General features: G+C 69.3%; 23 protein-coding genes and 3 pseudogenes. 16 read left to right on the forward strand and 10 right to left on the reverse strand.

The annotated features are described in order from the left end of the window. Positions 1–21 precede the first annotated feature (21 nt). Positions 22–1,134 (reverse strand): hypothetical protein, encoded by a 1,113-nt coding sequence (locus ACWDEX_RS14155; protein WP_450463570.1) that lies wholly within the window; start codon positions 1,132–1,134, stop codon positions 22–24. Between the two features lie 427 nt (positions 1,135–1,561). Between ACWDEX_RS14155 and ACWDEX_RS14160 the strand changes: the two genes are divergently transcribed. From ACWDEX_RS14160 to ACWDEX_RS14215, 12 genes and pseudogenes are all read left to right on the forward strand, one after another. Beyond that, entirely contained in the window at positions 1,562–1,741 is a 180-nt protein-coding gene (locus ACWDEX_RS14160; RefSeq protein WP_450463572.1) for a hypothetical protein, read from the forward strand. Between the two features lie 26 nt (positions 1,742–1,767). After that, positions 1,768–3,180 (forward strand): dihydrolipoyl dehydrogenase, encoded by a 1,413-nt coding sequence (lpdA, locus tag ACWDEX_RS14165; protein ID WP_450463673.1) that lies wholly within the window; start codon positions 1,768–1,770, stop codon positions 3,178–3,180. Positions 3,181–3,773: 593 nt separating this feature from the next. Then, the gene (locus ACWDEX_RS14170) at positions 3,774–4,538 is read left to right on the forward strand and encodes a hypothetical protein (protein WP_450463573.1); all 765 of its coding nucleotides are present in this window, start codon (positions 3,774–3,776) and stop codon (positions 4,536–4,538) included. 669 nt (positions 4,539–5,207) lie between these two features. Next, positions 5,208–7,424, forward strand: coding sequence for a S8 family serine peptidase (locus ACWDEX_RS14175; RefSeq protein WP_450463574.1), 2,217 nt, complete (start codon positions 5,208–5,210; stop codon positions 7,422–7,424). Between the two features lie 549 nt (positions 7,425–7,973). Beyond that, positions 7,974–8,489 (forward strand): annotated as a pseudogene (locus ACWDEX_RS14180) (transposase). 138 nt (positions 8,490–8,627) lie between these two features. After that, the gene (locus ACWDEX_RS14185; protein WP_450463575.1) at positions 8,628–9,167 is read left to right on the forward strand and encodes a (2Fe-2S)-binding protein; all 540 of its coding nucleotides are present in this window, start codon (positions 8,628–8,630) and stop codon (positions 9,165–9,167) included. Continuing rightward, positions 9,164–10,159, forward strand: a complete 996-nt coding sequence (locus ACWDEX_RS14190; RefSeq protein WP_450463576.1) for an FAD binding domain-containing protein — start codon at positions 9,164–9,166, stop codon at positions 10,157–10,159. Before ACWDEX_RS14185 ends, ACWDEX_RS14190 begins: the two co-directional genes overlap by 4 nt. Before the next feature lie 32 nt (positions 10,160–10,191). After that, positions 10,192–12,297 carry a xanthine dehydrogenase family protein molybdopterin-binding subunit gene (locus tag ACWDEX_RS14195; protein WP_450463577.1) on the forward strand — a complete coding sequence of 702 codons (2,106 nt, stop codon included), beginning with the start codon at positions 10,192–10,194 and terminating at the stop codon, positions 12,295–12,297. Then, positions 12,294–12,653, forward strand: a pseudogene (locus ACWDEX_RS14200) (glycoside hydrolase family 65 protein); the annotation flags it as partial. The gene ACWDEX_RS14195 and the pseudogene ACWDEX_RS14200, both read left to right, overlap by 4 nt. A gap of 109 nt (positions 12,654–12,762) precedes the next feature. Continuing rightward, the gene (locus ACWDEX_RS14205) at positions 12,763–12,942 is read left to right on the forward strand and encodes a hypothetical protein (RefSeq protein WP_450463578.1); all 180 of its coding nucleotides are present in this window, start codon (positions 12,763–12,765) and stop codon (positions 12,940–12,942) included. A gap of 186 nt (positions 12,943–13,128) precedes the next feature. Further along, positions 13,129–13,644, forward strand: coding sequence for a hypothetical protein (locus ACWDEX_RS14210; RefSeq protein ID WP_450463579.1), 516 nt, complete (start codon positions 13,129–13,131; stop codon positions 13,642–13,644). 102 nt (positions 13,645–13,746) lie between these two features. Next, positions 13,747–14,100, forward strand: coding sequence for a hypothetical protein (locus ACWDEX_RS14215; protein ID WP_450463581.1), 354 nt, complete (start codon positions 13,747–13,749; stop codon positions 14,098–14,100). 379 nt (positions 14,101–14,479) lie between these two features. Here the strand turns inward: ACWDEX_RS14215 and ACWDEX_RS14220 are convergent, their stop codons facing one another. The 3 genes from ACWDEX_RS14220 to ACWDEX_RS14230 are packed head-to-tail and all read right to left on the reverse strand — an operon-like array spanning position 14,480 to position 16,599. Next, the gene (locus ACWDEX_RS14220) at positions 14,480–14,773 is read right to left on the reverse strand and encodes a DUF1330 domain-containing protein (RefSeq protein ID WP_450463582.1); all 294 of its coding nucleotides are present in this window, start codon (positions 14,771–14,773) and stop codon (positions 14,480–14,482) included. Between the two features lie 33 nt (positions 14,774–14,806). Next, positions 14,807–16,240 (reverse strand): MFS transporter, encoded by a 1,434-nt coding sequence (locus tag ACWDEX_RS14225; protein ID WP_450463583.1) that lies wholly within the window; start codon positions 16,238–16,240, stop codon positions 14,807–14,809. Beyond that, positions 16,237–16,599, reverse strand: a complete 363-nt coding sequence (locus ACWDEX_RS14230) for a MarR family winged helix-turn-helix transcriptional regulator (protein ID WP_308015619.1) — start codon at positions 16,597–16,599, stop codon at positions 16,237–16,239. Before ACWDEX_RS14230 ends, ACWDEX_RS14225 begins: the two co-directional genes overlap by 4 nt. A 230-nt stretch (positions 16,600–16,829) precedes the next feature. Between ACWDEX_RS14230 and ACWDEX_RS14235 the strand changes: the two are divergent. Further along, positions 16,830–16,943 (forward strand): annotated as a pseudogene (locus tag ACWDEX_RS14235) (IS5/IS1182 family transposase); the annotation flags it as partial. Positions 16,944–17,163: 220 nt separating this feature from the next. On the opposite strand, the gene ACWDEX_RS14240 reads toward ACWDEX_RS14235, so the two are convergent. The 3 genes from ACWDEX_RS14240 to ACWDEX_RS14250 are packed head-to-tail and all read right to left on the reverse strand — an operon-like array spanning position 17,164 to position 19,230. Beyond that, entirely contained in the window at positions 17,164–17,817 is a 654-nt protein-coding gene (locus ACWDEX_RS14240) for a response regulator (RefSeq protein ID WP_450463584.1), read from the reverse strand. After that, positions 17,814–18,935: a sensor histidine kinase gene (locus tag ACWDEX_RS14245; protein ID WP_450463585.1), complete on the reverse strand. Its 1,122-nt coding sequence runs from the start codon at positions 18,933–18,935 to the stop codon at positions 17,814–17,816. Before ACWDEX_RS14245 ends, ACWDEX_RS14240 begins: the two co-directional genes overlap by 4 nt. A 10-nt stretch (positions 18,936–18,945) precedes the next feature. Beyond that, on the reverse strand, positions 18,946–19,230 hold the full coding sequence (locus ACWDEX_RS14250; RefSeq protein WP_450463586.1) for a hypothetical protein: 285 nt from the start codon (positions 19,228–19,230) through the stop codon (positions 18,946–18,948). Between the two features lie 155 nt (positions 19,231–19,385). Here ACWDEX_RS14250 and ACWDEX_RS14255 point away from each other — a divergent pair, with 155 nt between their 5' ends. The 3 genes from ACWDEX_RS14255 (at position 19,386) to ACWDEX_RS14265 (ending at position 21,754) form a co-directional block, all read left to right on the forward strand. After that, entirely contained in the window at positions 19,386–20,846 is a 1,461-nt protein-coding gene (locus ACWDEX_RS14255; RefSeq protein WP_450463588.1) for a multicopper oxidase family protein, read from the forward strand. Between the two features lie 180 nt (positions 20,847–21,026). Next, a complete protein-coding gene (locus tag ACWDEX_RS14260) occupies positions 21,027–21,212 on the forward strand; it encodes an ArsR/SmtB family transcription factor (RefSeq protein ID WP_450463589.1) in 186 nt (61 codons plus the stop codon). A gap of 398 nt (positions 21,213–21,610) precedes the next feature. After that, entirely contained in the window at positions 21,611–21,754 is a 144-nt protein-coding gene (locus ACWDEX_RS14265) for a hypothetical protein (RefSeq protein WP_450463590.1), read from the forward strand. Positions 21,755–21,815: 61 nt separating this feature from the next. Here ACWDEX_RS14265 and ACWDEX_RS14270 read toward each other — a convergent pair whose 3' ends face one another. The 3 genes from ACWDEX_RS14270 to ACWDEX_RS14280 all read right to left on the reverse strand — a co-directional run bounded on the left by ACWDEX_RS14270 (position 21,816) and on the right by ACWDEX_RS14280 (position 26,114). Further along, positions 21,816–22,718, reverse strand: coding sequence for an endo alpha-1,4 polygalactosaminidase (locus tag ACWDEX_RS14270; RefSeq protein ID WP_450463591.1), 903 nt, complete (start codon positions 22,716–22,718; stop codon positions 21,816–21,818). 1,115 nt (positions 22,719–23,833) lie between these two features. After that, a complete protein-coding gene (locus tag ACWDEX_RS14275; protein ID WP_450463593.1) occupies positions 23,834–24,892 on the reverse strand; it encodes a hypothetical protein in 1,059 nt (352 codons plus the stop codon). A 547-nt stretch (positions 24,893–25,439) separates the two neighbouring features. After that, entirely contained in the window at positions 25,440–26,114 is a 675-nt protein-coding gene (locus tag ACWDEX_RS14280) for a hypothetical protein (protein WP_450463594.1), read from the reverse strand.

Here is a 26,114-nt window from a genome sequence, read left to right on the forward strand (position 1 = left end):
CGTCGGCCGCACCCGGGGTCGTCAGGTGCGCGGCTCAGCCCGCTTTGCTGGGTCAGCGACCTCCACCACAGGGTTCGGCGCCACTGCGGACAGGCGGGCATCGCTGCTCAGCCAGCCCGTCCGCACCGCCTGGCAGCCCAGCTGGAAGCGCGTTCGGGCGTCGGCCAGTTGCATCAGCCGACTGAGCCTGCGCTGCACCGTGCGATGACCGAGGCCGAGCTGCCGGGCGATGCTGACGTCCGTCAGCCCCACGTGCAAAAGCCCCAGGATCGACCGGTCCACTTCGTCCGGCCCGTCCGCCGGACCAGGGGCAGGCCCTGTCTGCTCGGGGCCGACCAGCCGCCAGCCGCGCTCCCGGTAAGCGTGAAAGAGCGCCACCAGGGCTTCCAGTAGCCCGGTTTCATGAATGATCAACGCTCCGGGATCGCGGCTGCCCGGCATGGGCGAGAGCCGGACCATGGCGATCTTGCCGTCCGCGATGGCCAGTTGGACGGGCACGGATTCCACCACGGTGAGTTCCTGCCCGGCACGCAGTGACTCCTCCACGAGTCCCCCGATCCCGGGCTCGTCGAGCCACCCCCGCTCCAGGACCACCCGATAATGCACGCCGCGCCGCATGGCCTCGGCTTCGGCGTCGTTCTCCTCCACCGGTACCACGGCGTTCTGTCGCCGACTGACCGGCATCATGAGGCCCAGGACCTCCCGCTGCGCCGCGAGCTGCAGTTGCAGGAACCGGTGGCGCACCGCTTCCCGCCCGGAGACCACCTCCACGGGCGCCCCGGGTTGGCTGCTCTGGGCCTCCTGGTACTGCTCGGTGAGCCAGGCTATGAGCCTCTCGGCCTGCCGCAGGCCGTCACGCCGGGCGGTGAGCAACGGCTCCAGGGCGAGGGCCGGTGGTGTGGCCCGGTAGCGGGGCTCCTCGCCGGAGTCGGTGTCGGCGAGAGCCAGGCCGGTGCTGACCAGCCGGTGTAGCACCGCGGCCACCTCGTGCTCCGACCAGGCGACGGCAGGGGTCGCGTCGACGGGCGCGGCGGCCAGTGCCCGTACGAGTTCGGCGGCCCGCACTCCCGGGTGTGCAACGAGGGCGCGGTAGACCACGTCCTCCTCGTCTGCCAGTCCCAGCGCAGTCAGCACCCGCGACCTCCTCGTTCCGGTGTCGGGCGGCGCTCCACCCCTCACCGCCGGAACCCGCCCCCTGCTCCGGCATTCTTCCTCCCGCCGCAGGCCAGTCGCCAGCCTCACACTTTCGCGGTCGGCCGATCTCTCACCGGACGGCCACGCGCACTTGGCCATCGCAGGCGAGCTGGACACCGCCCGGCGCTTTTCCGGAGGGTGCTCGGAGGCACTCCCGGCCATGCACGCTGCCCTCGTACTCCTGTCTGCAGCCTGACCGGTGAACTCATCGCCTGGGCAGGCCACCCGCCGGCCTCTGGAAACGGCCAGGCCCCTGGAGTCGCCGGGCCGATCGAAGCGTTCGGGCTCGACGCGCTTCACAGCGGCTGCGCCGACATCGGCCTGACGCAAGTGTGAATGCCCCTGCGGTTCTCCAGGAAATTCCTCCATGGAGGCGGCATCATCCGAGCACACCGTGGGGGTCCGGCCCCGCAAGGGCCAGACCCCCTACGGCCGCCGATCGGTCTCGCTCGGCGGCACAGCGGTCGTTGAACAAGCTCAGGATGTCGAGCCGGGCAGCCGACGAACCGATGAAACGGGCAAAACTTACGAAGTCGATGAAGACTGATGAAGGTCGTTGAGGAGGACGGAGACATGGTCGAGCAGGACGAGCGATTCGACGTCGTGGTACTCGGTGCCGGGCCCGGCGGTTACGTGGCCGCGGTCCGGGCCGCCCAGCTGGGCCGGAGCGTCGCTGTCGTCGAGGAGAAGTACTGGGGCGGCGTCTGCCTGAACGTGGGTTGCATCCCCTCCAAGGCCCTGCTGCGCAACGCGGAGCTGGCCCACATCTTCACGCGGGAGGCGAAGACCTTCGGCATCAGGGTCGACGGCCAGGTCACCTTCGACTACGGCGAGGCTTTCCGCCGCAGCCGCAGGGCCGCAGACGGCAGGGTCAAGGGTGTTCACTACCTGATGAAGAAGAACAAGATCACCGAGCTGGACGGGCGCGGCACCTTCCTCGATCCGCACACCCTCCAGGTGGCCGGCTACGACGGGGACACCCGCACCATCGGGTTCGACCACTGCATCATCGCCACCGGCGCCACCCCCAGGCTGCTGCCCGGCACCAAGCGCAGTGCAAGCGTCGTGACCTACGAGGAGCAGATCCTCGCCGAGGAACTGCCGCGGTCGATCGTCATCGCGGGTGCCGGAGCCATCGGTGTCGAGTTCGCCTACGTGCTGCACCACTACAGCGTGAAGGTCACGATCGTCGAGTACCTCGACCGTATGGCTCCCCTCGAGGACGCCGAGGTGTCAGCCGAACTGGCACGCCAGTACCGAAGGTTGGGGATCGACGTCCTGACCTCCACTCGTGTCGACGCCATCGACGAGTCAGGTCCCCAGGTCCGCGTCACCGTCATCGGCAAGGACGGCGCTGAGCAGGTCCTCACGGCCGACAAGGTGCTCCAGGCCATCGGGTTCGCCCCCAACGTCACCGGCTACGGCCTGGAGAACACGGGCGTGACGCTCACCGAGCGCGGGGCGATCGACGTCGACGGCCACTGTCGCACTTCTGTCCCGCACCTCTACGCCATCGGCGACGTCACCGCCAAGCTGATGCTCGCGCACGCGGCCGAGGCGATGGGCGTCATCGCCGCCGAGACGATCGCCGACGCCGAGACGATGGAGCTCGACTACGCGATGATCCCGCGGGCCACGTACTGCCAGCCGCAGATCGCCAGCTTCGGCTACACCGAGGCGCAGGCCCGCGACCTCGGATACGACGTCAAGGTGGCCAAGTTCCCGTTCGCCGCGAACGGCAAGGCGCACGGCCTCGGTGACACCACCGGTTTCGTCAAGCTCATCAGCGACGCCACGCACGGCGAGCTCATCGGCGGCCACCTGATCGGCCCGGAAGTCACCGAATTGCTACCGGAGTTGACGCTGGCGCAGCTGTGGGACCTCACCGTGCACGAGATCGCCCGTAATGTGCACGCCCACCCGACCCTGAGCGAGGCTGTCAAGGAGGCTGTGCACGGACTGGCGGGCCACATGATCAACATGTGAGGCGCCGAAGGAGCCGTCGGCTGCCACCTCGCAGGCGCCTGAACCGAGAACGACCTGCGCACCGGCATGCAGATGCCTACCGGCGGGGCACTCGCCCGCACCTTTCACCCCCGGGCTGCCCCCCGGCAGGCCGCCGGCGAAAGGCACCACCGTGGGCGGCACTGCCCTGACGTACTACCGCGATCAGCCGCAGCCGTGACCGCCATCGCGAGTACTTCGCGTTCGCGCTCGGTGAGCCGCGCCCCGAGGTTGCTGCGTGTCGCGAGCAGCCTCGCTGCCGCCTTGGACCGCGGCTGCCGGCCCGCGCAGGGGTCGCAGTCCCTCACGCGGCGAGCGGCGAAGCTGCTGCCGCGCGAGGGGCCGCGGACGTTCGGGGTTCCCGGATGAGGTGCCGATGAAGCCGGTTATTGGCAACGGGAAGCTTGGCCGCGGACTTCTGACCCCCGGTTGCGCCAGAGGCCGGAAGAGCCGGATACAAGGGTCAGGCGGGCTCCCGGAGCGCGGGGACAGGCCGGGATACCCTCGGCACTCGTCATCCCTTCGAGTTGGCTGACGCAAGCATGAGATCGGGGCTGAATTCAGGGGGCGGAACGGTGGATGCACTGGCGGTGGTGTCCGCGCTCGTGGCGCTGGCCGGCGCGGCGACGACGGTGGTGCTCGGCTACTGGACCCAGCGGCGCCTGCGCTTGATGGAGCAGCGGAACCTGATGGACTCCTACGGGGCCTCGCTGGCTTGGGCTGCGTATGACCTACAGGCCAGGTTGTACAACATCTTGCGCGGTCATCAGGTCGATCTCTCACCGGGTCCTGGCCGCGGTTTCGTGACCGCCTTTCACGTGCAGGGCACACCGGAGCAACGGGAGTACGTGCGCCGCAGCACGGTGTTCGTGCTCGCCGAGTACTTGGGATGGGTGGAGATCCTGCGGCGGGACATCCAGTTCCTCGATCTTGGCCAGTCACGCGTCAACCAACGTGCCGTGACGGCGATCTCGTCCATCGGCTCGGTTCTGAACCGTACTTCGGAGGCCAACGATGTATTACGCCTCTGGCGCGTCGAGCAACGGGCCGTCGGTGAACTGATGGTGCTTCCGGAAGGAGAGCCTGGGCGTCGCAGGTGCCTGGGTTACGCCGAGTTCTGCGAGAAGCTCGATGGGGACGAGGTCTTCCAAAGGTGGTTCGCCCCGCTCCTTCGGGACGTCGACCGGCTCGCAGAGGACACTGCACCGGCCATGTCCCGAATCGTCGAGCTTCAGCAGAAACTCATCGCTCTGATCGACGTGTTGGATCCAAAGGCCGAGCGTTTCCCGCAGTTTCGTGAAATGGCCGGGGCGTCCATGAGCAGCAGATCGACCAACTGAAGCGCGCCTGTATCCACGCTTTCGGTAAAGCGCGGCGTGGTGGTGACTTCGGCGGTCCTTCGGGCGTAAGGGTGCTGCTCCCTTGTCTGGGAGGGCGGTTCGTAAGGTGATTAGCTGACACAGGGTGGTACGTCGCGACTTGGCGGCTTTCATGGCGTGGTACATCCCCGGACGGCTTGCTGACGGCATCGAGACGTCGCAAGCGACAGCGGTTCTTTCGCTCGGCAGCCCCTTGGCGATCAGCCGCCAGAAACGCTGTCGTTCCTCGCGCCGGTTGACCGGGGCCGTGCCGGTAACCGAAACGGCGGGCGACCAGCCACAATCTCCGCACGCGCCCTTCCCTGCGCCACGAAATCCTCCTCGATCGAGGTGTCGCGGCGATCAGTTGCATCCGCCCAGTACACGTCGTTCAAGCTCGCCGAAGAACACCTCGACGCGGACGGCGGCGCGGCGAGTAGTGGATCAGTCGGAGATGCGTATGGCAACGCCCTGATGGATCGGAGGTCAGCCTGTACAAACCATGCCCTCGGAGTCAAGTCGTCCCGGATCCAGCCAAGTTGATTGATCGCGCCTACTTCCAGCGTAGGTGGATAACGTGCCCGCCGACGCCTTGATCCGATCCGAAAGGAGGATTAGCATCCGGCGCAATCGATCTTGAAAGGGGTCGGAGTGCCGCACACAAAACGCGTGAAGCCGGTGCTGATAGCAGCGCTGATACCGATAGTGGTGCTCGGCGTCGCCGCGCAGCCGGCGATGGGGCAGGTGGCTGTGCCACCGCCGATCAAGACCTACGAGGGAGATCCCGGCCGGCTCGGCGACGCGGCGAGCTGGCGTACTCCTGAGTTCAACCGGGATGCCGGCCTGGTGTCGATGGGAGCCGAATTCGCTTACGCCGCCGGCTACTCCGGCACCGGGATGAACATCGGCGTCGTCGACTCGGGCGTCTTCGCCGGGCACGTCCGGGAGCACGGAAGCCTGGACACGAACTACGCGGTCGGGGACCGCTACTTCTCAGTGGAGGCCCAGGGCGGCAAGACGGGCCCCACGCCGGGTTTCTACAACCCGGCGATCAACGACAGCCACGGCACCCATGTCACCGGGACCATCGGTGCGAGCCGCGACGGGGTCGGCGAGACGCAACCGGCCGGGCCGGATGCCAACATGCACGGCGTCGCGTTCAACAGCAACGTGTACACGGGCAACACCGGCAAGACGGACGGCGTGCTCTACGGTCTCCTGCCGGCGAACGCGACCGCCGCGCAGAAGCCGGACGACGCCTACATCGGCAATGTCTACCGGGCTGTGAACTCCGCCAAGACGGCGAACGGCGAGCCCATCAGGATCATCACCAGCAGTTGGGGTAGCCAGCCCAACACGGAAAACTACAACACGTATGACACCCCGTCCGGCAGCCCAGCGGGTTTCGGTCTGAACACGGCATGGCGCCTGTGGTCCACTCCGGACGGCGTCGTCGACGCGAACGGCAGCGCCGCCCGCTGGCTGAACGGTGCCATCGAGGCCGCGCGTACCGGCACGGTCGTCCAGTTCACCGCCGGTAACAGCGGCTACGTGAACCCGTCGCCGCGAGGCGCCGCGCCGTACTTCATGCCTGAGCTGGAGGGTAGCTGGTACACGACGTCGGGGATCAACCCCACCGTGGGGCGCACGTTCAACCCTGACGGCTCCGTCCTGGTCCCCGGCCAGCAGACGTTCAACCAGTGTGGCGTCGCGAAGTGGTCCTGTGTGACGGCGCCGGCCAACGGCATCAACAGCACGACCGTGTCGGTCGTCGACGGCGTGCCCGAGCCCCGTTACGGCAGTGCGTCGGGGACGTCGATGGCCGGCCCGCACTCGGCGGCCGCCCTGTCGTTGATCATGCAGCGCTTCCCGTACATGACCAACGAGCAGGCGCTCTACACGATGTTCACCACCGGCCGGCAGAACAACACGATCAATGACGCGGCAGGCAACGCCGTGCTGAACCCCACCGGCGGCCAGATCGTGCAGGTGCCGGACAGCCGCAACGGCTGGGGCACGGTCAGCCTGCGGGAGGCGATGAACGGTCCTGGCCAGTTCCTGGGGCCGTTCGTCGTCGACACCCAGGGGCGCGACGACGTGTGGTCGAACGACATCTCGGACGTCGCGATCCAGGCCCGCCAGCAGGAGGACGCCGACGAGGCGGCCGCCTGGGCGGCCACCAAGGCCGCCAAGGGCTGGACCAAGGGCCTGCCGGCCGGCGCGAGCGACGCCGACAAGTCGGACTACGCCATCGGGGTCCGCCGTGAGCAAGCCCGCGAGGCCCGCGCCTACGAGGGCAGCCTCACGAAGCGTGGCGCCGGCACCCTGTTCCTCACCGGCAGCGAGACCTGGCACGGGACGAGCACCGTCCTCGACGGCAAACTCTCGGTCGTCGGCTCGCACGCGAGCGCTATCGACGTGCGTGGCGGAACGCTCGGCGGCAGCGGCACTGTGGGTGACAGCATCAACGTCGGCCGCGGCGTACTGCGGCCCGGTCTCACGGCCGACGAGGCCGCGCAGATCACCGGCGCCTCCGGCGTCGCAGGCAATGTCCTGAACGTCGGCGGGAACGCGACCATCGGCAAGCAGGGTCGCGTTGCCATCACGATCTCCGGCGACCGGGACTACACGAGCGTCCGGGCGGCGGGGAACCTGGTGCTGGACGGTGAGCTGGACCTGCACGTGCGGGGCAAGCTGACGCCGGGCACCGTGTTCACGATCATGAGCGGTAGCTCGATCAAGGGCGCCTTCCACGCGCTGCCGGAGAACCGGGCCCTGAGCGTGGGCGGTTACCTGTTCCGGGTGTCCTACAAGAACAACAGCATGACGCTGACCGTCATGGACGCGGTGCCGAACAACGGGCAGTAAGCCGTGACCCGTTAACTCAACTCGGCTCAAGACCCCGAGGAGAGTCCGCTTCGCCCGTTTTGATCACGGGGGGTGGGAGGGGAAAACGAGCACGGCACATGTGGATCACGGAGGTGTAAGCTTCAAGATCCGCATGATTGCCGTGCTTGTCTCTTCATCACGCCCCACGCACCGGGACCAGCAAGTTCACCGTCGGCGCCGCTGTAGCGCGGGCGGCAGGCCCACCGATTCCGGTGGGACCGGTACGCACGCCGGAACGCCGCGGTTTACGGCTGGTGACACGGTTCTTATCAACATCCGATTGCAGGACAGGAAATCCCGGTGAGACGGAGCGGTCGGCGCGACCGCTCCGTGGTCCCTGTGTGGCGGCGCCTTCCGAGGGCGTCGGGGGCCCGAGTGTCGTAGCACATCTGTACGCCGTGCTGTCGCGGGCTGAACCGGATAAGACCGACCGGCAATAGGCGTTCGGGTGGCGGGGCTGGCAGCAGAACGGGCACGGGTCCAGGTGATCATGGAGTTCTCTACGCTCAGTGATCACGAAGGACGGCCGTGCCCGCGCTGCGATCTTGCCTGCTCGAACCCCTCTGGGACCAGTTCGCGGCGCTTCTTCCCGCCCGGGAGGAGTTCGCCGCGGGTCACCCGCTCGGCTGCCATCGCCGCCGGATCCCCGACCGGACCGTGTTCGAGCACGTGCTGCTTGCCCTGGTCCACGGCTCGGGCTACGAACGGATCTCCAGCCCCGGATGCTCCGACCGCACCATCCGTCGACGTGTCAAGGAGTGGGCTGAGCAAGGCATATTGCTACAGGAGTTGGGCTTCACGGGTGAGGTCGCCCGCAAGGGAGTGCCCGCCCCGATCCAGGCTGGCAAGCGATGGGTCGTGGAACGAACCCGTTCGTAGATGAACGGCTACGGCAAGCTGCGGCGCTGCACCGAGAAGAACAGCACGCTCGTGGAGTTCTACCTCCACCTGGCCGCCGCGCTCGTCACGCTCCGCATGCTGATCCGCCGAGCCACCACCCACTACCGCTGGGACGGTCGCCCCACCACACGCCGCCTCAAGTGATCCATTTGCCGGTCGGTCTAAAGCGACCTTGTGCACACTCCCTGGCGAACAGTTGCCGACCCCCGCCTACGTGTGAGGCCCGCGAAACTGGATACGCGGAGTGCACGGTACGACGGTCCACCCAGAAGGCCCCATGCCATGACCAGCGAAAGCGCGCCCGCTCCGGGATCGGAGATCACCCTGAGGGTGAACGGTAAACCGCACACCTTGTATGTCGACCACCGCCGCGTCCTCCTGGATCTGCTCCGCGAGGACCTCGGGCTCACCGGCGCCAAGAAGGGCTGTGACCAAGGCCAGTGCGGGGCCTGCACTGTGCTGGTCGGCGGGCGCCGGCTCAACAGCTGTCTGCTGCTGGCCGTGACCCTCGATGGTGCCGAGATCACCACCGTCGAGGGCCTGGGCGGCGACGGCGAGGAACCGCACCCGCTCCAGCGGGCCTTCCTCGACCGCGACGCCTTCCAGTGCGGCTACTGCACCCCGGGCCAGCTCTGCTCGGCCGTCGGCATGCTTGCCGAGGCCGCGGCCGGCCACCCCTCCCACGTCACCGACCCTGCGGCCCCCTCCGGCCGCCCCGTCCCGCTGGACCGGCCCGAGATCCGCGAGCGCATGAGCGGCAACCTGTGTCGCTGCGGCGCCTATCCGGGCATCGTCGAGGCGTTGGAGGACGTGATCCGGTGAACGGCTTCGGATACCTCAGGCCTGCCACCCTCCAGGAGGCCACCGAGGCGTACACCGCCCATCCCGGCGCCCGCTACCTGGCCGGCGGCACCAACCTGGTCGACCTGATGAAGCTCGGCGTCGAACGCCCCGCCTTCCTCGTGGATGTCGGCCGGCTGCCCCTGGACAACATCGAGGAGCTGCCCGACGGCTCCCTCAGGGTCGGCGCCACGGTCCGCAACAGCGACCTCGCCGCCGACCCGCGGGTACGCGACCGCTACCCCGTGCTCTCCCAGGCCCTGCTCGCAGGCGCCTCGGGCCAGTTGCGCAACGCCGCCACCACCGGTGGCAACCTGCTCCAGCGCACCCGTTGCCCCTACTTCCAGGACGTGGACAAGCCCTGCAACAAGCGCGACCCCGGCAGCGGCTGCGGGGCTCTGGCGGGTGTCCACCGCGACCACGCGGTCCTCGGCCATTCCGAGAGCTGCATTGCGACCCACCCGTCCGACATGGCCGTCGCCCTCGCTGCGCTGGACGCGCAGGTCGAGCTTTACGGTGTCGACGGCACCCGCACCGTGCCCGTGGCCGACTTCCACCGGCTGCCCGGCGAGCACCCCGAGCGGGACACCGAGATCCGGCCCGGCGAGATCATCACCGGCGTGCTGCTGCCGGCCACCACGGCCGGGATGCCCTCCGCCTACCGCAAGGCCCGGGACCGGGCGTCGTACGCCTTCGCCCTTGCCTCCGTGGCCGTCGTGCTGCGGCTTTCGGAATGCACGATCGAGCACGTGGGCCTCGCCTTCGGCGGGCTGGCGCACAAGCCCTGGCGGGCTAGCCGGGCCGAGGAGGCCCTGCGCGGCGCGGCCCCCACCCCGGCCGCCTTCGAACGCGCCGTCGACCTCGAACTCGCCGAGGCCCGGCCCCTGGGGGAGAACGCCTACAAGGTGCCCCTCGCCCGGCGCCTCGCACTCGATGTCCTCGGCCGCCTCACCCCGGCCCCGGCCGTGGCCTGACCCGCACGCCACCGGTTACAGGAGGAGACCCGATGCCCCGTACCGGCGCCGCCCTCGGCGCTCCCGCCGAGCGCCTGGAAGGGCGGCAGAAGGTCACCGGCGCCGCCCGTTACGCCGCCGAACACCCGCTGCCCGGCCGCGCCCATGCCTGGCCCGTGCCCGCCGCCGTGGCCCGCGGCCGGGTCACCGAGGCGGACACCTCGGCCGCCCGCGCCCTGCCCGGCGTCCTCGCCGTCCTCACTCCGGGCGACGCACCCAAGGTCGCCGCACTCGAGGACGCCACCCTCGCCGTCCTCCAGGACCCGCGCGTCCCGCACCGGGGCTGGTGCGTCGCCCTCGTGGTCGCCGAGACCCTGGAGACCGCACGGGCAGCCGCCCGGCTGGTCCGGGTCTGCTACGACAGCGAGCCGTACGACGTCGAACTGACCGAGGACCACCCGGAGGTGTATGAGCCGGAGGAGGCCAACGCCGGCCTGCCCGGCCGCATCGAGTACGGCGACCCGGAGGGCGCCTTCGCCGCCGCACCGACCCGTGTCGACGTCACCTACCGGGTGCCACCGCTGCACAACCACCCCATGGAGCCGCACACGACCACGGCCCACTGGGACGACGACCGGCTCACGGTGTACACCTCCAGCCAGGGCGGTACCACGGCCCGGTCTGTGCTTGCGCAGATGTTCGAGTTGCCCGAGGGCAAGATCACCGTGGTCAGCGAGCACGTCGGCGGTGGCTTCGGCTCCAAGGGCACCCCGCGCCCCGACCTCGTCCTGGCTTCGATGGCCGCCCTGCGCACCGCCCGCCCGGTCACCCTCGCCTACCCCCGCCGTTATCTGCCCACCGTCGTCGGCCACCGCGCCCCCACCCTGCACCGGCTGCGCCTCGGCGCCGCCCCGGACGGCCGGCTGACCGCGCTGGTGCACGAGGTGACCACCCACACCTCTCGGGTGAAGGAGTTCGTGGAGCAGGCCGCGGTGCCCGCCCGCGTCATGTACGCCACGCCGAACCTCCTCACCGTCCACCGCGTGGTGGCCCTCGATGTGCCGACCCCCTCGTGGATGCGGGCCCCCGGCGAGTCGCCCGGCATGTATGCCCTGGAGTCCGCCGTTGATGAACTGGCCGAGGCGCTGGACATGGACCCGATCCAGTTGCGCATCCGCAACGAGCCCGAGCGCGAGCCGAGCACCGGCAAGCCGTTCAGCAGTCGGCATCTCGTGCAGTGCCTGCGCGAGGGCGCCCGCCGGTTCGGCTGGGAGGACCGCGATCCGCACCCCCGCTCCCACCGTGAAGGCCCCTGGCTCATCGGCACCGGCGTCGCCGCCGCCACCTACCCGGCCTCCGCAGTCCCGGCCGCGGCCACCGCGCGCGCCCTTCCCGACGGCACCTGCACGGTGCGCATCAACGCGACCGACATCGGCACCGGGGCCCGTACCGTCCTCGCTCAGATCGCCGCCGAGGTCCTCGGCACCACCCTGGACCGGGTGTGCATCGAGATCGGGAACAGCGATCTGCCCTCCGCCTGGCTGGCCGGCGGCTCAACCGGCACCGCCTCCTGGGGCTGGGCCGTACACGACGCCTGCGCCGAACTCGTCGCCCAACTCGCCGCACACGAAGGCCCATTGCCCGCCTCTGGCCTCGAAGTCCAAGCCGACACCGAGGGCCGAGCCGACGCTGAAGTCCCCTTCGCTCGGCACGCGTTCGGTGCCCACTTCGCCGAGGTCGCCGTCGACACCGTCACCGGTGAGATCCGGGTGCGCCGACTGCTCGGCGTCTTCGCCGCCGGGCACATTCTCAACTCCCGTACCGCGCGCTCCCAGTTCACCGGAGCGATGATCATGGGCCTGGGAATGGCACTCACCGAGAGCAGCACCATGGACCCGGCGTTCGGCGACTTCACCGAGTGCGACCTCGCCTCCTACCACGTGCCCGCCAACGCCGACGCGCCCGCGGTCGAGGCCCACTGGGTCGACGAGGACGACGCCCACCTCAACCCCATGGGCGCCAAGGGTATCGGTGAGATCGGCATCGTCGGCACCGCCGCCGCCATCGGTAACGCGGTCCACCACGCCACCGGCGTCCGCTGCCGCGAACTGCCCCTCACCCCCGACCGGATCCTCACCGGTCTGCTGTCCGCGGGGTGACGGTGGCGGATCCGACCTGGGAGTACGAGGGATGCCAGCCCGCGCGAGAAACCCTGCGGGAATCCCTGTGCGCCCTGGACAACGGCTACTTCGCTACCCGAGGGGCGCTGCCCGAGTGCACCGCGGACGAGATCCACTACCCGGGCACCTACGCGGCCGGCTGCTACAACCGGCTCACCTCCGAGATCGGGGGCCGCCGGGTCGAGAACGAGGACATGGTCAACCTGCCCAACCGGCTCCCGCTACGGTTCGGGCCGACGGCCGATGGCGCCGACTGGCTGACCCCGGACACGGCCGCGGTCGGCGAGCACCATCTCACCCTGCGCCTGGACGCGGGACTGCTGGAGCGCCGCACCTGTTGGTGCGACGCGGCTGGAACACTGGTCAGCTGAACGGCGATATGCAGCTGCTAGGCGGCCGGGTGTACGGCCACGACCACGGCGACCCCGACCTGGAACCACGACCGTGGCAGACGGCCGGCCGCTGCACGGGCTGCTCCTGAACGTCACCGGCTGGCGACCGGAAGAAGTCGACGACGACGTAGCCCTGTCCACCGAGTTGTCGCGTGGCCTGGCGGCCAGCGCGCTGTACGGCCCGCACCCTGGCGACAGACGTCGCTCCGACTGGACGAGCTGCAGCGCCTGAAGGCGCGGAACACCGGCGCGAGGCCCCGTCGTCTGAAGACCATCCGGAGCACGTGCGTCGAACTGCCTGGTGAGCGAACCCGCTCAGGGCGTTGTTCGAGGACATGCGGACACAACGCCGAGATCACACAGGTATTTACAAGGAAGCGGTGGCTTCCGTGGGGCCTTCTTGGAGAGACTTCTCGGCATGCCTGACGACTCGCTGTTCATCGCCGGCCTCACTGGTGTGACGGCGATCGTGGCCAGCTCGCTGGCGAGCTGGCTGACCAGCAGGGGCAGCGCCCACACTGCTCGGATCCAGGTAGATGCCACCACTGAGGCGCAGCGCCGTGAAGGTACCCGTCAGATTCGACGGGCCGCCTATCTGGGCCTCATTGAGCAGGCCCAGGTCGTCGCTGACGGGCTCCGGGGAGTCGATGGTTTTTCGACTCCCGAGTGCGAAGCGGCCTTAGCCGCTCACCGCGACCGCCATCAGCAGTTGCGTCGGGCGGTGACACTGATTGATCTGGAGGGCCCTTCCACGGTCAAAGTCGCAGCATCGAACCTGTTGATCATGTCGGGGACACTCTCCACCGCTCTGGCGGCCACGACCGAGAGTGCCAGCCGCGACAACCGTCGTGAGTTCCAAGAGACATTGCGCGCTTACATCCGACTGATTGGGCCCTTCGTTGACGCGGCCTCCGCAGCACTGGAAGAGACGTAGGCACGCTGGTGAGCACTATTCGGACTGAACCACCACGCTCATCGCGCCAGGCAAAGTGTTGCGACGACCGCTGGAATCCACCGGTGGTCCTCCCTCGGACCGGTGCAAGAACGCCTCAACGACTTCCTCTCCCAGATCGCCGCGACCGTCCGTACGCACTTCGGCGGGCAGGTCACCTACGCCTCGGCCCCCTGGGAGTTCGTCGACTGGCGTCCGTTCGACCTCGTCGGCATCGATGCCTACCGGGCCTGCTACAACGCCGACAGCTTCCGGGAGGAGCTGCGTGGGCAACTCGCCCACGGCAAGCCCGTCGCGGTGACCGAGTACGGAACCTGTGCGTACCAGGGCGCGGGAGACCGTGGCGGCCCAACGCAGCCGAAGTACCAAGACCTCCGCGCCCCTGGCAACCCTCGCTCTACAGCCCCCGATCACCCGTCAGGCCGCGGCGCGGGCTGACGGATGATCTACTGCGCAGGCTGCCGCCACTGACCAGCATGGGCACTCCGAACGACCGTCAGACCAGCGCTTTGACCTGCAATTTCAAGTTGGCGGAGGCTCACTCCCGCGCCGTCGACCGCACCGATGCGTATCCACTCCCACGGTGGTGCGGCTAACGGTGAGCACCGGGGGCGTGGTGCACCGCGTGCGCCAGCACCAGGTGCTCGTCACGCATCGCCTCCAGGGCGTCGGTGGTGTCCGGGTGGTCGGGGTCCGGGATGACGTTCACCGTGAACCGGATGATGCTGCGGGCGATGCCCAACACCGCCGCGGTTGGGGGCCCGCGCCCCAGTCCCGCAGCGCGGACAGCTTCAGTGAAGCTCCGACTGGACCTCGGTCAGTCGATGCCTTCGACGATGCGGAAGTCGCGCTCGACGCCGTCGGAGAGGGCGACCAGCGCCTCCTGGTAGGCCGCACTCTCGTGCGCCGCGACAGCCTGCTCGAAGCTGTCGAACTCGACCAGGACGGTGCGCTCGGCGATTCCGGCGTCATGCGCCACGACCCGACTGCCACGGGCGAGGATCCGACCGCCCCCGGCCGCGACGGCCGGACCGGCCAGCTTGTTGTAAGCAGCCAGCTTCTCAGGGTCTGAAATGGTGCGGTAGGCACTGACCCAGTAGCCCTTGGGCATGGAACCTCCAGTGTTGGGATGAGTGCATGTGACTTACGGGTTGGTCTCGGACGAGCGTCGGCGGGCGAGAGCGAGGCTTGTCAGCGTCGTGATCGCCATGGCGCCGATGCCGACCAGCGCCGCGGTGGTGTAGGCGCTGTCGTCGGGGAAGAGGTGGCCGGGGCCGGTGCCCGCGGCGAGGATCAGGCCGCCGATGGCGCTGCCCAGGGAGTACCCGACGCTGCGGACGACGTAGTTGAAGCTCATGGCGCTCGACGTCTCGCTCTTGGGGGTGACGGCCAGGATGACGCCGGGCATCGCGGCCGAGAAGCCGCCGACGCCGAAGCCGAGCACGCCCATCGCCGCGAACAGTTCGGCCAGGTCCGACCGGGCCGCCGCGAACAGGGCGAACCCGCCGCCGACCACGACGGCGCTGCCGGCCAGGAGCAGGGGGTCGGCGATCCGCGTCCGGACCCGCGGCATGAGCTTGCCGGCGACGAACCCCAGCAGCGAGAACGGGATGAGGACCAGCCCGGCGACGAAGGTCGTCAGCCCGAAGCCGTAGCCGGCGCCGTGCGGCGTCTGCGCGTACCGGGTGATGAGCGTGAGTAGGAGGTACATGCCGATCCCGCCGACGAACATGGCGAGGTTCGCCCCGGCGACCGCCGGGTGCCGCACGGCCCGCACATCGACCAGGGGCGTCGTGCTGCGCAGCTCGATGACGGCCCAGACGCAGAGCAGCACCGCCGCGACGACGGCGAGGCCCGCCGCCACGGCGAGGTGCCGGCTCCACAGATTCCGTTCGCCGCCGAGGAACAGCACCAGGAGCAGCGCAGCGGCCAGGACGACCGCGCCTGCCACGTCCACGTGGGCGGAGCGGCCTTCGGGGGCTTCGGGCATGGAGCGCCACGCGGTCAGGAGGGCGGCGGCGGTGACGACCAGGCCGAGGCCGTAGGCGGCCCGTACCCCGCCGAGCTCGGCGAGCAGTGCGGCCAGCGGGTAGCCGACGCCGGCCCCGATGATCGAGACCACCGAGATCAGGGCGATCACGGCCGCGCTGCGCTCCTCGGGGAGGTGGTCCCGGGCCACGCCCATCATCAGCGCCGTCAGCCCGAGCCCGACGCCCTGGGCCGCCCTGCCGGCCAGCAGCCACGCGAACGGCAGCGGGAGCACGGTGAGCGCGCCGCCGGCGACGACGACCGCCAGCGTGGCGAGGATCGTGGCCCGCCGGTGCGGGCCGGCTCCGAGTCGGCCCAGGACCGGCGTGGCGACGGCGCCGCTGAGCAGCGCGACGGTCAGTGTCCACTGCGCGCTGCCGAGCGAGACGTGGAACGAGGTCGCCACGCTGGTGATGAGCGGCGTCCCGAGGCTGGCGACCGCCGCCACGACCAGAGCGATGAACATCAGGGCGGGGACCAGCAGCCGCGCCTCGGAACGCGCCACCGGGAACGCCTTCCCTGCGACCCCGCTGACCGGCTGCCCGGTCACTGCTTCGGCCCTTCGCGGTCCTGGCTTTCGAGCTCTGCCAGATGCTTCAGCGCCGGAAGGGCCGCCACCAGCGCCTCGATCTCGTCGCCGGTGAGCTCGCCGATCAACCGCTCGAACGCGTGGACTCCCGCCTGGCGCCGCGTCCGGACATAGGAGGCGCCGGCCTCGGTCAGGCACACCAGCGTGACCCGTTTGTCGGACGCGTCGCCCCGCCGCTCGACCAGGCCGGACTCCTCCATCACCCGGACCAGGGCGGTCATCGCGGGCTGGGTGACGCCCTCGACCGCGGCCAGATCGGTGATGCGCCGCGGGCCGGTCCGGTCCAGGGTGGCCAGGGTGGCGGCGGACGTCAGGCTCATGTCCCGGGGCAGGCGTCTCGCGGCCCTGGTGGCCAGGCCGTAGAGGGCTGCCCCGATGGCGGCGGACGCGCCAGGAGTGGTGTCTTGACGACTCATGCTCGAAGCATAACATTTTTATATTCATAGTTTATGTAAAGGGGGGACCGGCGCGGGCGGCCTCGATCCGCACCCGCGACGGCGGCCGGCCATCGCGCTCGGTGCGCGGCCGGAACCTGCCGCGCCCGTCAGCGCTTATCGCGCAGGCGGATGCCGAAGAAGGCCTCTGCTGGGCTGTCTCGGGCGACTCCACCATCGTGCGCGCTCACCAGCACGCGGCGGGGGCTCGCAAAAAGGGGCCGGCCGGCGAGCTGGAGCAGGGTGGGGGCGAGTGAGACAGCGCCGGCTTCGATGAGTTGAGGACCCAATCGCGCGGGCCGGGTGGGCGACCAGGTCGCCCACCCGGCCCGGCGAGCCCCGCTACCGGGCGAGAAAGGCGAGGTGTGCACTCTGTGAGGTGTGCACGGCAGCGAGTTCGACGAGGTCGCAGTCTTGCCGGCGTGACCCACGCCGGTGCTGCGTGAGGGATCAGCCCGGGTCGACGAGGCCGTGCTGGTAGGCCAGGGCGACGAGATGGGCGCGGTCGCGGGCGCCGAGCTTGGTCAGGGCCCGGCTGACGTGGGTCTTGGTTGTTGCCGGGCTGATGACCAGTTCACGGCTGATGTCCGTGTTGCTCATGCCTTGCGCGACCAGTGCTACGATCTCCCGCTCGCGTGTCGTCAGCTTGGCGAAGACATTGTCGTTCGGCCGGGCACCCGCCGCGGGCACCCGGGCAAGCAAACGCTTCGTCAAACCGGGGGAGAGGAGTTCCTCCCCGCCCGCGACGGCCCGGATGCCGTGCAGGAGTTGGGCCGGGTCCGTGTTCTTCAGAAGGAACCCGCTTGCGCCCGCGGTCATCCCTTCGATCGCGTACTTGTCCTCGTCGAAGGTGGTCAGGACCAGTACGCGCACGGAGGAGAGGTCCGGGTCCGCCATGATCCTGCGGATGCCTTCGATACCGTCCACCCCCGGCATCTGGACGTCCATGAGGACGACGTCCGGCCTGGTCCGAGAGGCGAGTTCGGCCGCGGCGGCGCCGTCGCTCGCCTCGCCGACGACTGTCATGTCCGGCTCGCTCTCGACCAGGACGCGGAAGCCTCCGCGGACGAGCGCCTGGTCGTCGACGATCAGCACTTTGATCACGGGAGATCCTTCTCGATCGGCAGCGAACACCGTACTTCGAAACCGCCGGCCACCGGGTCGGCGGTGAGCGTTCCGCCGAGCTTCCCGGCTCGCGCCCGCATCCCCTCGATACCGTGTCCACCGACCGTCGTGGACCCGTCGCCGGGCTTCCCGTCGTCACGGACGACGATCTCGAGGCGCGCACCGTAGTCGATCTCCAGGCGCACCTTCGTGGCGTCCTGGGCATGGCGCCGAACGTTGGTCAGGGACTCCTGGACGATCCGGTACGCGGCGAGGTCGACCGCCACCGGAACGCTGCGGTCCTCGCCCCGTACCCTCACCTGGACCGGAACGCCTGCGGTTGGCAGCAGTTTGTCGATCCCGGCCAGCCCACCCGCGGCAGTGCGCAGGCCCTCGGAGCGCAACGCCCGGAGCAGCAGCCGCACCTCGGAAAGCCCTTCGTCGCTGATCCGCTTGATCGTGTCCAGGGCCTCGGCGGCCTGCTCGGGCCGCCGCCCCATCACATGGACGGCGACACCCGCCTGCACGCTGATCGCCGCCATGGTATGGCCGAACACGTCGTGGAGTTCACGCGCGATCTCCAGCCGTTCCTCGGCCGCCTCCCGGCGAGCCTGGTCGGTACGCGCCCGGGCAAGGCGCTCCGCGCTCTTCCGCGCCCCGGCGGCGAACGCCCGGTGGGAGTGCACCGCCGCACCGAGCGCGGTGGCGGCGGCAACCAGGGGCACGGCGTTGAACACCTGATCGCCGAACCAGCCCCCGTCCAGCGCGAACCGTACGCAGAGGAGGGTGCATCCGGCCGTGAGAAGACCACCGGCGGCACCCGCCCGCCAGCCCCGGCCCGCCCCGAGTGCGTAACAGCAGAGCAGCGGAGCGAGGGTGATGAGCCGCCCGTGGTAGTCGAGGAGGAACCACACAGTCGTCGCCGCGTTGGCGAGCACCAGCGCGGGGACGGGGAAACGGTGCCGGTACGCGACCGTCGCGGCGGCCACCGCCGCGAGCGCGAGCGCGCCACCGTCCAGGCGCCCGGTGGGCCCGGGCGGCCCCAACTCCAGGAGACCGCCCCCGAACACCAGCAGCACCAAGATCGTGCCCCATGCCATGTCGGCCGCTTTCGGCACCCGCACCCCTTTACCCCCGAACCACCGTGACCAGCGCGCGCATCGCGTGCGCCGCGAACATTCTGCCGGTCTCCAGGTCACGAACCCAGATGATCAACGCGCGACGTGTGCCAGGGAGTTCGGTGGCGAGCAGCATCGGCTGACCGGGCGACAGCGGCACCACACCGGTGGGCCCGCCGGTGAACGACGCCCCATCCGGACTGCGGCCGGCGGCCACGTCCGCGCGTACCAGGGGCCGGGCCGGGGACGGGCGCGAGGAGGGACGAAAGCCGAGAAAGCGCGGGGTTCGCTTCATGACGACAATGTGCCGCTCGGGCGCCCTGCGCCGCGTCGGCCACCCGGCGACACCTTCGCCTGCCACCGGAGAATGACGCTACCGCCCGGGATGTACACCGCAGTTGCCGCTCCAGGCGGACGCAGCAGGGCACCTCGGAGCAGCAGGCTGATGCCATGAGACGACGCAGCTTCCTCGCCCTTGCCGGAATGACCGCCACGACCGGGGCCACCGGCCTCGCCCTGGGCGGGTGCGGCGGCGCTCAGGGGAACGAGGGCACCGTCTCCCTGACCACGCCGCTCCGCATACCTCCGGTCCTCGATCCCGCGCCGGGCAAGGACGGCGTGAAGCGGTTCGGCCTGCGCCTGAGCCAGGGCCGCACGGAACTGCTGCCGGGGAAGACCGCCAGAACCTGGGGCATCAACGGCACCCTTCTCGGCCCCACCTTGCGCGCCCGGCGCGGCGACCGTGTCGCCATGACCGTGACGAACACACTCGAGGAGGCGAGCACCCTGCACTGGCACGGCATGCGCCTGCCCGCCGCGATGGACGGCGGACCGCACCAGATGGTCGCACCGGGCGCCACCTGGACCCCCGAGTGGACCGTCGACCAGCCCGCGGCCACCACCTGGTACCACCCGCACCCGCACGGCCGGACCGCCCTCCACGTCTACCGGGGCCTTGCCGGACTCTTCCTGCTCGACGACACGCACGACCCCGGCCTGCCGCACACCTACGGTGTGGACGACATCCCCCTCATCGTCCAGGACCGTAAGTTCCGGTCCGACGGTGAACTCGACGAGGACTTCGGCGGAACGTTCGGCCCGCTCGCCGACGACGTCCTGATCAACGGCACGTACGGCCCGTATTTCCGCGTCACCACCACCATGGTCCGCTTCCGCGTGCTCAACGGCGCCAACGCCCATGTCTTCACACTGGGCTTCGCGGACGAGCGTGAGTTCCACGTGGTGGCGAGCGACGCCGGCCTCCTGGAGCGCCCGGTCGCCGTCCGGCGGCTTCGGATCAGTCCCGGTGAACGGTTCGAGATCGTCACCGCCTTCGACCCCGGCGAGGAGGTGCTGCTCAAGTCCTTCGACGGCGACACCGAGATCGAGGACGGTACGTACGACCTGCTCCGTCTGGCCGCGGCACCCCGCCTTACGTCCTCGCCTGGCCTCCCCGCCCGCCTCACGTCCCTCGTGCCACCGCCCCCCGGCAAACGGACCCGCACCTTCCGTCTCTACGGCAGCCACATCAACAAGCACCACATGGACATGACCCGCATCGACGAGGTGGTGCCGGCCGGCGCCCGCGAGGTGTGGGAGGTGGACAACATCACCTTCTCCCACAACTTCCACATCCACGAAGTCGTCTTCCGCGTCCTGGACATCGACGGCGAGCGACCGCCGGAGCACCTGCGCGGCCCCAAGGACACCGTATACGTGCCCGGCAAGAAAAAGGTCCGACTGGCCGTCGAATTCGGCCGCCACACCGACCCATGGACGCCGTACATGTACCACTGCCACATCCTCAAGCACGAGGACAAAGGCATGATGGGACAGTTCGTCATCGTCCCGCCCGGTACCGAGAACTCCACGCCGCGCACCCTCACCGGAGCCGGGCGCAGCCACCACTGACAGGCACAGCAACCATCACAGACGGCGCCCGTTCCATCCGGTGAGGGGAAGGCATCAGCGGGCTCGAGGTGCTTTGCGGTGAGCCGTTTTACCCGGGGTCGGAATCCCCCTGTCGGGCCGCCCGCGGCGTCGGCAGCCACAGCCGGACGATCTGGCCGGTCTTGGACTCGGTCCCGGCTAATGCGCCACGCAACCACCACAATGGTCGCCGAACGCGCGGGCATCTCGGTGCCCTCGGCCAGCCAGCACATCATCGTCCTGCGCAACGCCGGCCTGGTCACCACCACCCGCACCGGCAGTGCCGTTCTGCACACCCTCAGCCTCTTGGGAGAAACTCTCCTCCAGGGCAACACTGCCTTGCGGTGAACGCACCTTGCGGCTGACACCCCAGAGCGGGCCCGGCAGAGCAAGCCCGGCGCTCGGGTCCGAGCTCTCTCCCGCTCCAGGAGGGGTGGGTCACCGCCGCGAGCCGCGACGCCGTCGTGACCGGGTGTGCGCGGGCTGCCGCCGAACTGCTGGCCGCCGACTCCTTTGATCCGGAGACGGCCACCGCGAGGTTTCGCGGAGCACGGCTACCCGGCCGCAGAGTCCGGCGTGCTGTGGGAGGAAGCCCGCGACGCCTGCCTGGAGCGCCGCGCCGGCGAGCAGCCCCGTGTCGCCTGAACACGGGCCGTGCCGGTTCCAAGTCGTCCTGCTGTAGCCCGTTTGAGTCAGGGGCGAAGCTGACGACGGCCGAGACGCACTGCCTGGACCACTCGGTCGCCGTGATCAGCGTCAAGCCCGAGCTGGGCACCCCGGTGCCCGACACCCTGGTGCCCGACTGCGTGGATGAACGTCGATGGGGCAGCGTGATCTGCTATGTGACCGCTCTTCGTCAGATCACGATCGTGGCCTACGTTGAAGCGTGAGCCCGAGTCCTTACACGCTGGGGAACACGCCGCTCCTGACTACGCGAGTAGCTGGTTCCCATCAGGGCTTGCCGCAGGCTTCGCGGTAGTAGTCCTTGTTTCCGGTGGGTTCGAGGTTCAGGTCGCGCCGGACGATGCTGATCTTGTCGCCCCAGCCCTGGCACGCCTTCTGCATGCCTATCTCCGTGTATTCGATGTCCATGATGTGGGTGCCGAATGCGGCTGCGTAGGCACCGCATTCGTCGTACTGGCCGCACTCTTCCACCACGGCGAAGTCGGCGCCTATCTTCTTGCGGTCCGCGGCCAGAGCCGAGGTGTTCTTCTGGCCGATGGCCAGGCCCTTGCTGTGCGCGTGAGCCACGAGCAGGGACAGGAACGCCTTCGCGTCGCCCGCGGTGAGCAGCCCCTCGGGGGCACGCTCGTAAGTGTCGTAGTTGTCCGGCTCGATGGCCTTGTAGCCTTTCGCCGCGCACTGATCGATCCACGTGTTCACCTTCTGCCCGATCCGCTCGCGCTTGGCGTCGGTGTGGACGTCCAGCATCGCCTCTCCCCATTGCTCGTCCATGACGACCTTGCCTGCCTTGTCTCGGAGCAGCAGATCGGCGTCCCACTCCTTCTGTGCGCCCGGCTGGGCCTGGAAGGCGTTGACGTAGCAGATGTTGTAGATCCCCGGCGCCGGCGGCGCGGTGTGATCACGGACGACGACGGACACCCCGGCAGGCGGGGTGTAGGGCTCTTGAAGCTGATAGTCGAAGCCCGCGTGCACCGGCGGAAGCGTCACCTTGCTCGATCCCTCGGCCGGCTTCCTTGACGGCGAGTCCGCACCGGGCGAGGCGGTCGCGGAAGGTGCCTTCCCCGTATCGCCGTTGCCGTCGCTTGAACAAGCGGCGGCAAGAAGCGAGGTGACGGCGGCCGACACGACGAGCGCCGCGACGGACCGATGGCGGAGGAACCGGTTAAACATGGTCGACAAGCTCCAGACAGAAGGGTCTGCGAAAGGGGGGCCTGTTACTGTCTCGGCCGCTTACTGCGATCTGGGTACTCAACCCCAGGTTCGGCGTAGCGCGTTATGGCCGAGGAGGCGTGAAGTCCTCTGAAAAGACCCGTCGTCGCGGCATTGCAGCACACATCATCGCACCCGTCACCCAGTTCACCATCAGCCCCCCTTCCGTCCTCATCGGCTTCCCCCAGCACGCCAGGTGCTCGCAGGTGAGGACACGGGCATCCCCGAGGACCGGTTGCGACACCGCATGTGGTCCTGTGCCCCGTGAAGTGCACGGCGATCGCCAGTATCGCTACTGCGCTTCTGCCCAGGAGTCCAAGCACCGGCGTGACGCGTGGCGGGACTGCCTCCGTTACGGCCGGCGCACGCGCCTGCTGCGGCGTGAGCCGCCCCGCCACCGAGCACAGGGGAGGATCGAATGACGGCCCTGCGTCCGCCACAGTCCAGGAACGCACGTCCACCACAGCCCAGGAATGCCAGCACGCCCTTGGTCGCCGCGCTGGACCGGCTCGTCGAGGACCTGAGATGCCTGGCGGCCGGATCCTCGTCACCGTCCCGACCTCTCGGACCCCAGAACGACGGACCGGGTTGGTGGTGGCGCGCCGCAGTGTGTCCTGGAGCGAGCGGGTTGAGAGGGGCGAACGCGCAGGCGGACAACCCCCGGGTCACCCAGTGGGCGCCGTCGTCGCGAATGAGCTGGCAGAAGGGGAGCGACATGCGGACGACACTGCCACACGCCGACAGAACGCGACCCAGTCGGCTCAGCTCGCCACCTGCAACACCGCAGATGTCTCTTGACAGCCAACCTGGTCCGGTCGATATCTCCGAGGTGCGCGGACCGGGCTGGCTGTCAAAACGGATCGTTCCGAGCGTGACGGCTCAGACCTGGGTGCGCGGGAGCGCTCGCTTCTGTGCGCTGACGCAGGGGCGTTCGCTCTGCATCAACTGATGGGAGGCGATGTGAGGGATGTGGACTGCTGCCTTGTGCCTTTCGTCTTTGCGTGGCTGTCGAGGTGGGGCCATGCACGCGGGTAGATGAGCTGCCACGGCCCTCGGCAGGTCTGAGGACGGGACTGTCAACTCTTGAGGCCTGCCCACTGAACAGCCCGGACCGTTCCCTCCTGAATGTCCTGCCGGGGCAGTTGGAGGTCGAAAGCGTCCTCCAGGGCGTGAAAGTACAGCTCGAACTCGCTGGTGAGTTCGGGATGATCCAGTTCGGCGCGGCGAATGGCCTGGTTGAGGAAGTCGAGCTGACCGCCTCGGAAGTAGGGCGCACGGCCGCGGTCGTACCAGATCAGCTCCAGGACGCCCCAGTCGTCGTCGATGCGGCGGCCGTCGCGCATGTAGTCAAAGGTGTAGATAGCCTTCGCTGAGGTGGCGCTCAGATGCACCGTCTCGGTGACGCCGAGCCGGGCGAGTGCCTGAAGATCGGGCCCGAAACCGGGTGTCTCGTGGTACATCAGGAACGCCCAGCTGCCGGCCTGGCCAAAGCAGCAGGTCTCCCAGACGATGTCCCAGTAGTCGAAAGTCCCGCCGTCCATGCTGCGCAGGTCCGCAAGACAGGTTCCGGCGGCGATCTGTGCGGGGTCGGCTCCGTGGAGCAGGGCGATCTGTTCCGCGCTGATGTTCTCGCCGCGGAAGAAGACGAGGTGAGTGTAGGGGTCCTGCTCGCGCCAGCTGCCGGCGATCCAGGCGAGGCGCTCCAGCGGGTCGCGTCCGCACGGCTGAGAGGGCTGCGTACCGTCCACGCCGCCGTTGCGGAATCTGATGCCCCAGGCGGGGTCGATCCGGTCCAGCAACTCGGCCTGCCCGGCAACGAGATTGGCCACCGGGCCGCGGCCCGGGGAGCGGGCTGCGATGTGCTCGGCGAGTTTACGGACGGCGTCCTCGGCGGCGAAGTACAGCACCTGGTCCAGGTCCTGGGTGGCGAAGACCTCCCGGTAGGGACCGATGTGGCCGCGCACCGTGCCATCGTCGTCCAGGACGAGGAAGAGACGACCGTCCGGCTCACCCACGCGCTGTTCGTACTGGTCAGGCGAGGTGCCGGTGGGCGGGAGCATCGCGTCGTCGAGCACGTCAGAACCCGCGACCACCTGGTGCCAGGCCTGCTTGAGTGTGTACTCCGATATCTGCATGCGCGTCAGTATGCGACCGGGCACTGACACGACCGGCTCATCTGCGACGACTCGGTCGGATGGCAAGGGTCAAAGTCGCGCGATGGTCACCCTTGCTGGTTCATGATCGGCAACGAAATGAGGGCCACTGCTTTCGGGGTGACTTCTTGCCTGGGCTGCGTGGGGTTGTGAGTGTCCGCGCTGGGCGAGGTGCAGATGGCGACAGCTTGTGTGTCACCGGGTCCTGTCGGTCCGCGTCCCTGACAGGCGAGGTTCGGAAGGGCACCGCCTCCGTTGTGCCACCTTCCAGGGCTCGAAGTTGTGAGCCCCTTCGACGTGTTCCACGTTGGGAGACGAGTCAGTAGACGAGCGCAGCAGGTGGTGAGACGCACAGCAGGGTGATCGGCAGGCGGGAGTCGATCTCATCAGCGGATGGCGCAGGATCTTTCGCCTCGCCCGGCAGGTCGCCCGCGAGGAAGCGCAACGCCGCGCCTAGGCCGCCTTCCTGAACGGCTCGACGCGGCGGGCGGAGGAGCACGGTCGTAGCGCTGGACGGGCGCCCGCCGACTCAGGCGGGTGCCGGTGCCGGGCGCAGTGACGCGAGCGGGGAGCGCCGGCCTTTCTCCACCGCGCGCAGCTGCTCCCAGTCGATTTCGGGGTGGGCGGGGACGCCCGTGGTGTAGAGCGCGACGTCGACGGCCCCGGCCCTGCTGGTGCCGAAGCGGACCTCGATCGACTGCGGGGAGCGGACCCAGCCGAGCCGGACCATGTGGTCGAAGTCGGCACGGCGCACCCGGAGCCGGGTGGCGGCCTGCTCGGGTCCGAGCGGGGTGTCGGCGGTGACCAGGTCCGCCAGGTCCTTGCGGCGGCAGACCTCCGCGACCTGGTCGGGGTGGTTCAGCGTCCCGTCCGGGTTCGCGCTCAGGTCGACCAGCAGGCCGCGGTCGACGAACCGCCGCACCACGAACGTCGTCACGTTCGCCCGCTCGCCGTACGCGGTCGGGTTCGGGGTGCCGAGCGCGTCGGCGATCCGGTCGGCCGCCGCGCCGCTGGAGATCGGCGGGGACGACATGGCGCCCCGGATGGCGTCGGCGTCCAGAGCCTCCACGGCGGCCCGGGACCACCGGGACGATGACACATCGGGGGCGGGGATGAGGCCGGTGTGCCGCGCCCACCGGAAGGCCGCTGCGGGCACCTTCAGGCGCTTGGCGGCCTGGCCCGCGTCGTACTCGGTTCGTCGCAT

The organism is Streptomyces sp. NPDC001020 (assembly GCF_053599115.1).

What these genes read in the sequence shown, in the direction of transcription:
- ACWDEX_RS14160 (WP_450463572.1), top strand. Translation starts at nt 1,562, where the DNA reads ATGGAGGCGGCATCATCCGAGCACACCGTGGGGGTCCGGCCCCGCAAG.
- lpdA (WP_450463673.1), top strand. Translation starts at nt 1,768, where the DNA reads ATGGTCGAGCAGGACGAGCGATTCGACGTCGTGGTACTCGGTGCCGGG.
- ACWDEX_RS14185 (WP_450463575.1), top strand. Translation starts at nt 8,628, where the DNA reads ATGACCAGCGAAAGCGCGCCCGCTCCGGGATCGGAGATCACCCTGAGG.
- ACWDEX_RS14195 (WP_450463577.1), top strand. Translation starts at nt 10,192, where the DNA reads ATGCCCCGTACCGGCGCCGCCCTCGGCGCTCCCGCCGAGCGCCTGGAA.
- ACWDEX_RS14210 (WP_450463579.1), top strand. Translation starts at nt 13,129, where the DNA reads ATGCCTGACGACTCGCTGTTCATCGCCGGCCTCACTGGTGTGACGGCG.
- ACWDEX_RS14220 (WP_450463582.1), bottom strand. Translation starts at nt 14,773, where the DNA reads ATGCCCAAGGGCTACTGGGTCAGTGCCTACCGCACCATTTCAGACCCT.
- ACWDEX_RS14230 (WP_308015619.1), bottom strand. Translation starts at nt 16,599, where the DNA reads ATGAGCCTGACGTCCGCCGCCACCCTGGCCACCCTGGACCGGACCGGC.
- ACWDEX_RS14250 (WP_450463586.1), bottom strand. Translation starts at nt 19,230, where the DNA reads ATGAAGCGAACCCCGCGCTTTCTCGGCTTTCGTCCCTCCTCGCGCCCG.
- ACWDEX_RS14255 (WP_450463588.1), top strand. Translation starts at nt 19,386, where the DNA reads ATGAGACGACGCAGCTTCCTCGCCCTTGCCGGAATGACCGCCACGACC.
- ACWDEX_RS14260 (WP_450463589.1), top strand. Translation starts at nt 21,027, where the DNA reads ATGCGCCACGCAACCACCACAATGGTCGCCGAACGCGCGGGCATCTCG.
- ACWDEX_RS14270 (WP_450463591.1), bottom strand. Translation starts at nt 22,718, where the DNA reads ATGTTTAACCGGTTCCTCCGCCATCGGTCCGTCGCGGCGCTCGTCGTG.
- ACWDEX_RS14275 (WP_450463593.1), bottom strand. Translation starts at nt 24,892, where the DNA reads ATGCAGATATCGGAGTACACACTCAAGCAGGCCTGGCACCAGGTGGTC.
- ACWDEX_RS14280 (WP_450463594.1), bottom strand. Translation starts at nt 26,114, where the DNA reads ATGCGACGAACCGAGTACGACGCGGGCCAGGCCGCCAAGCGCCTGAAG.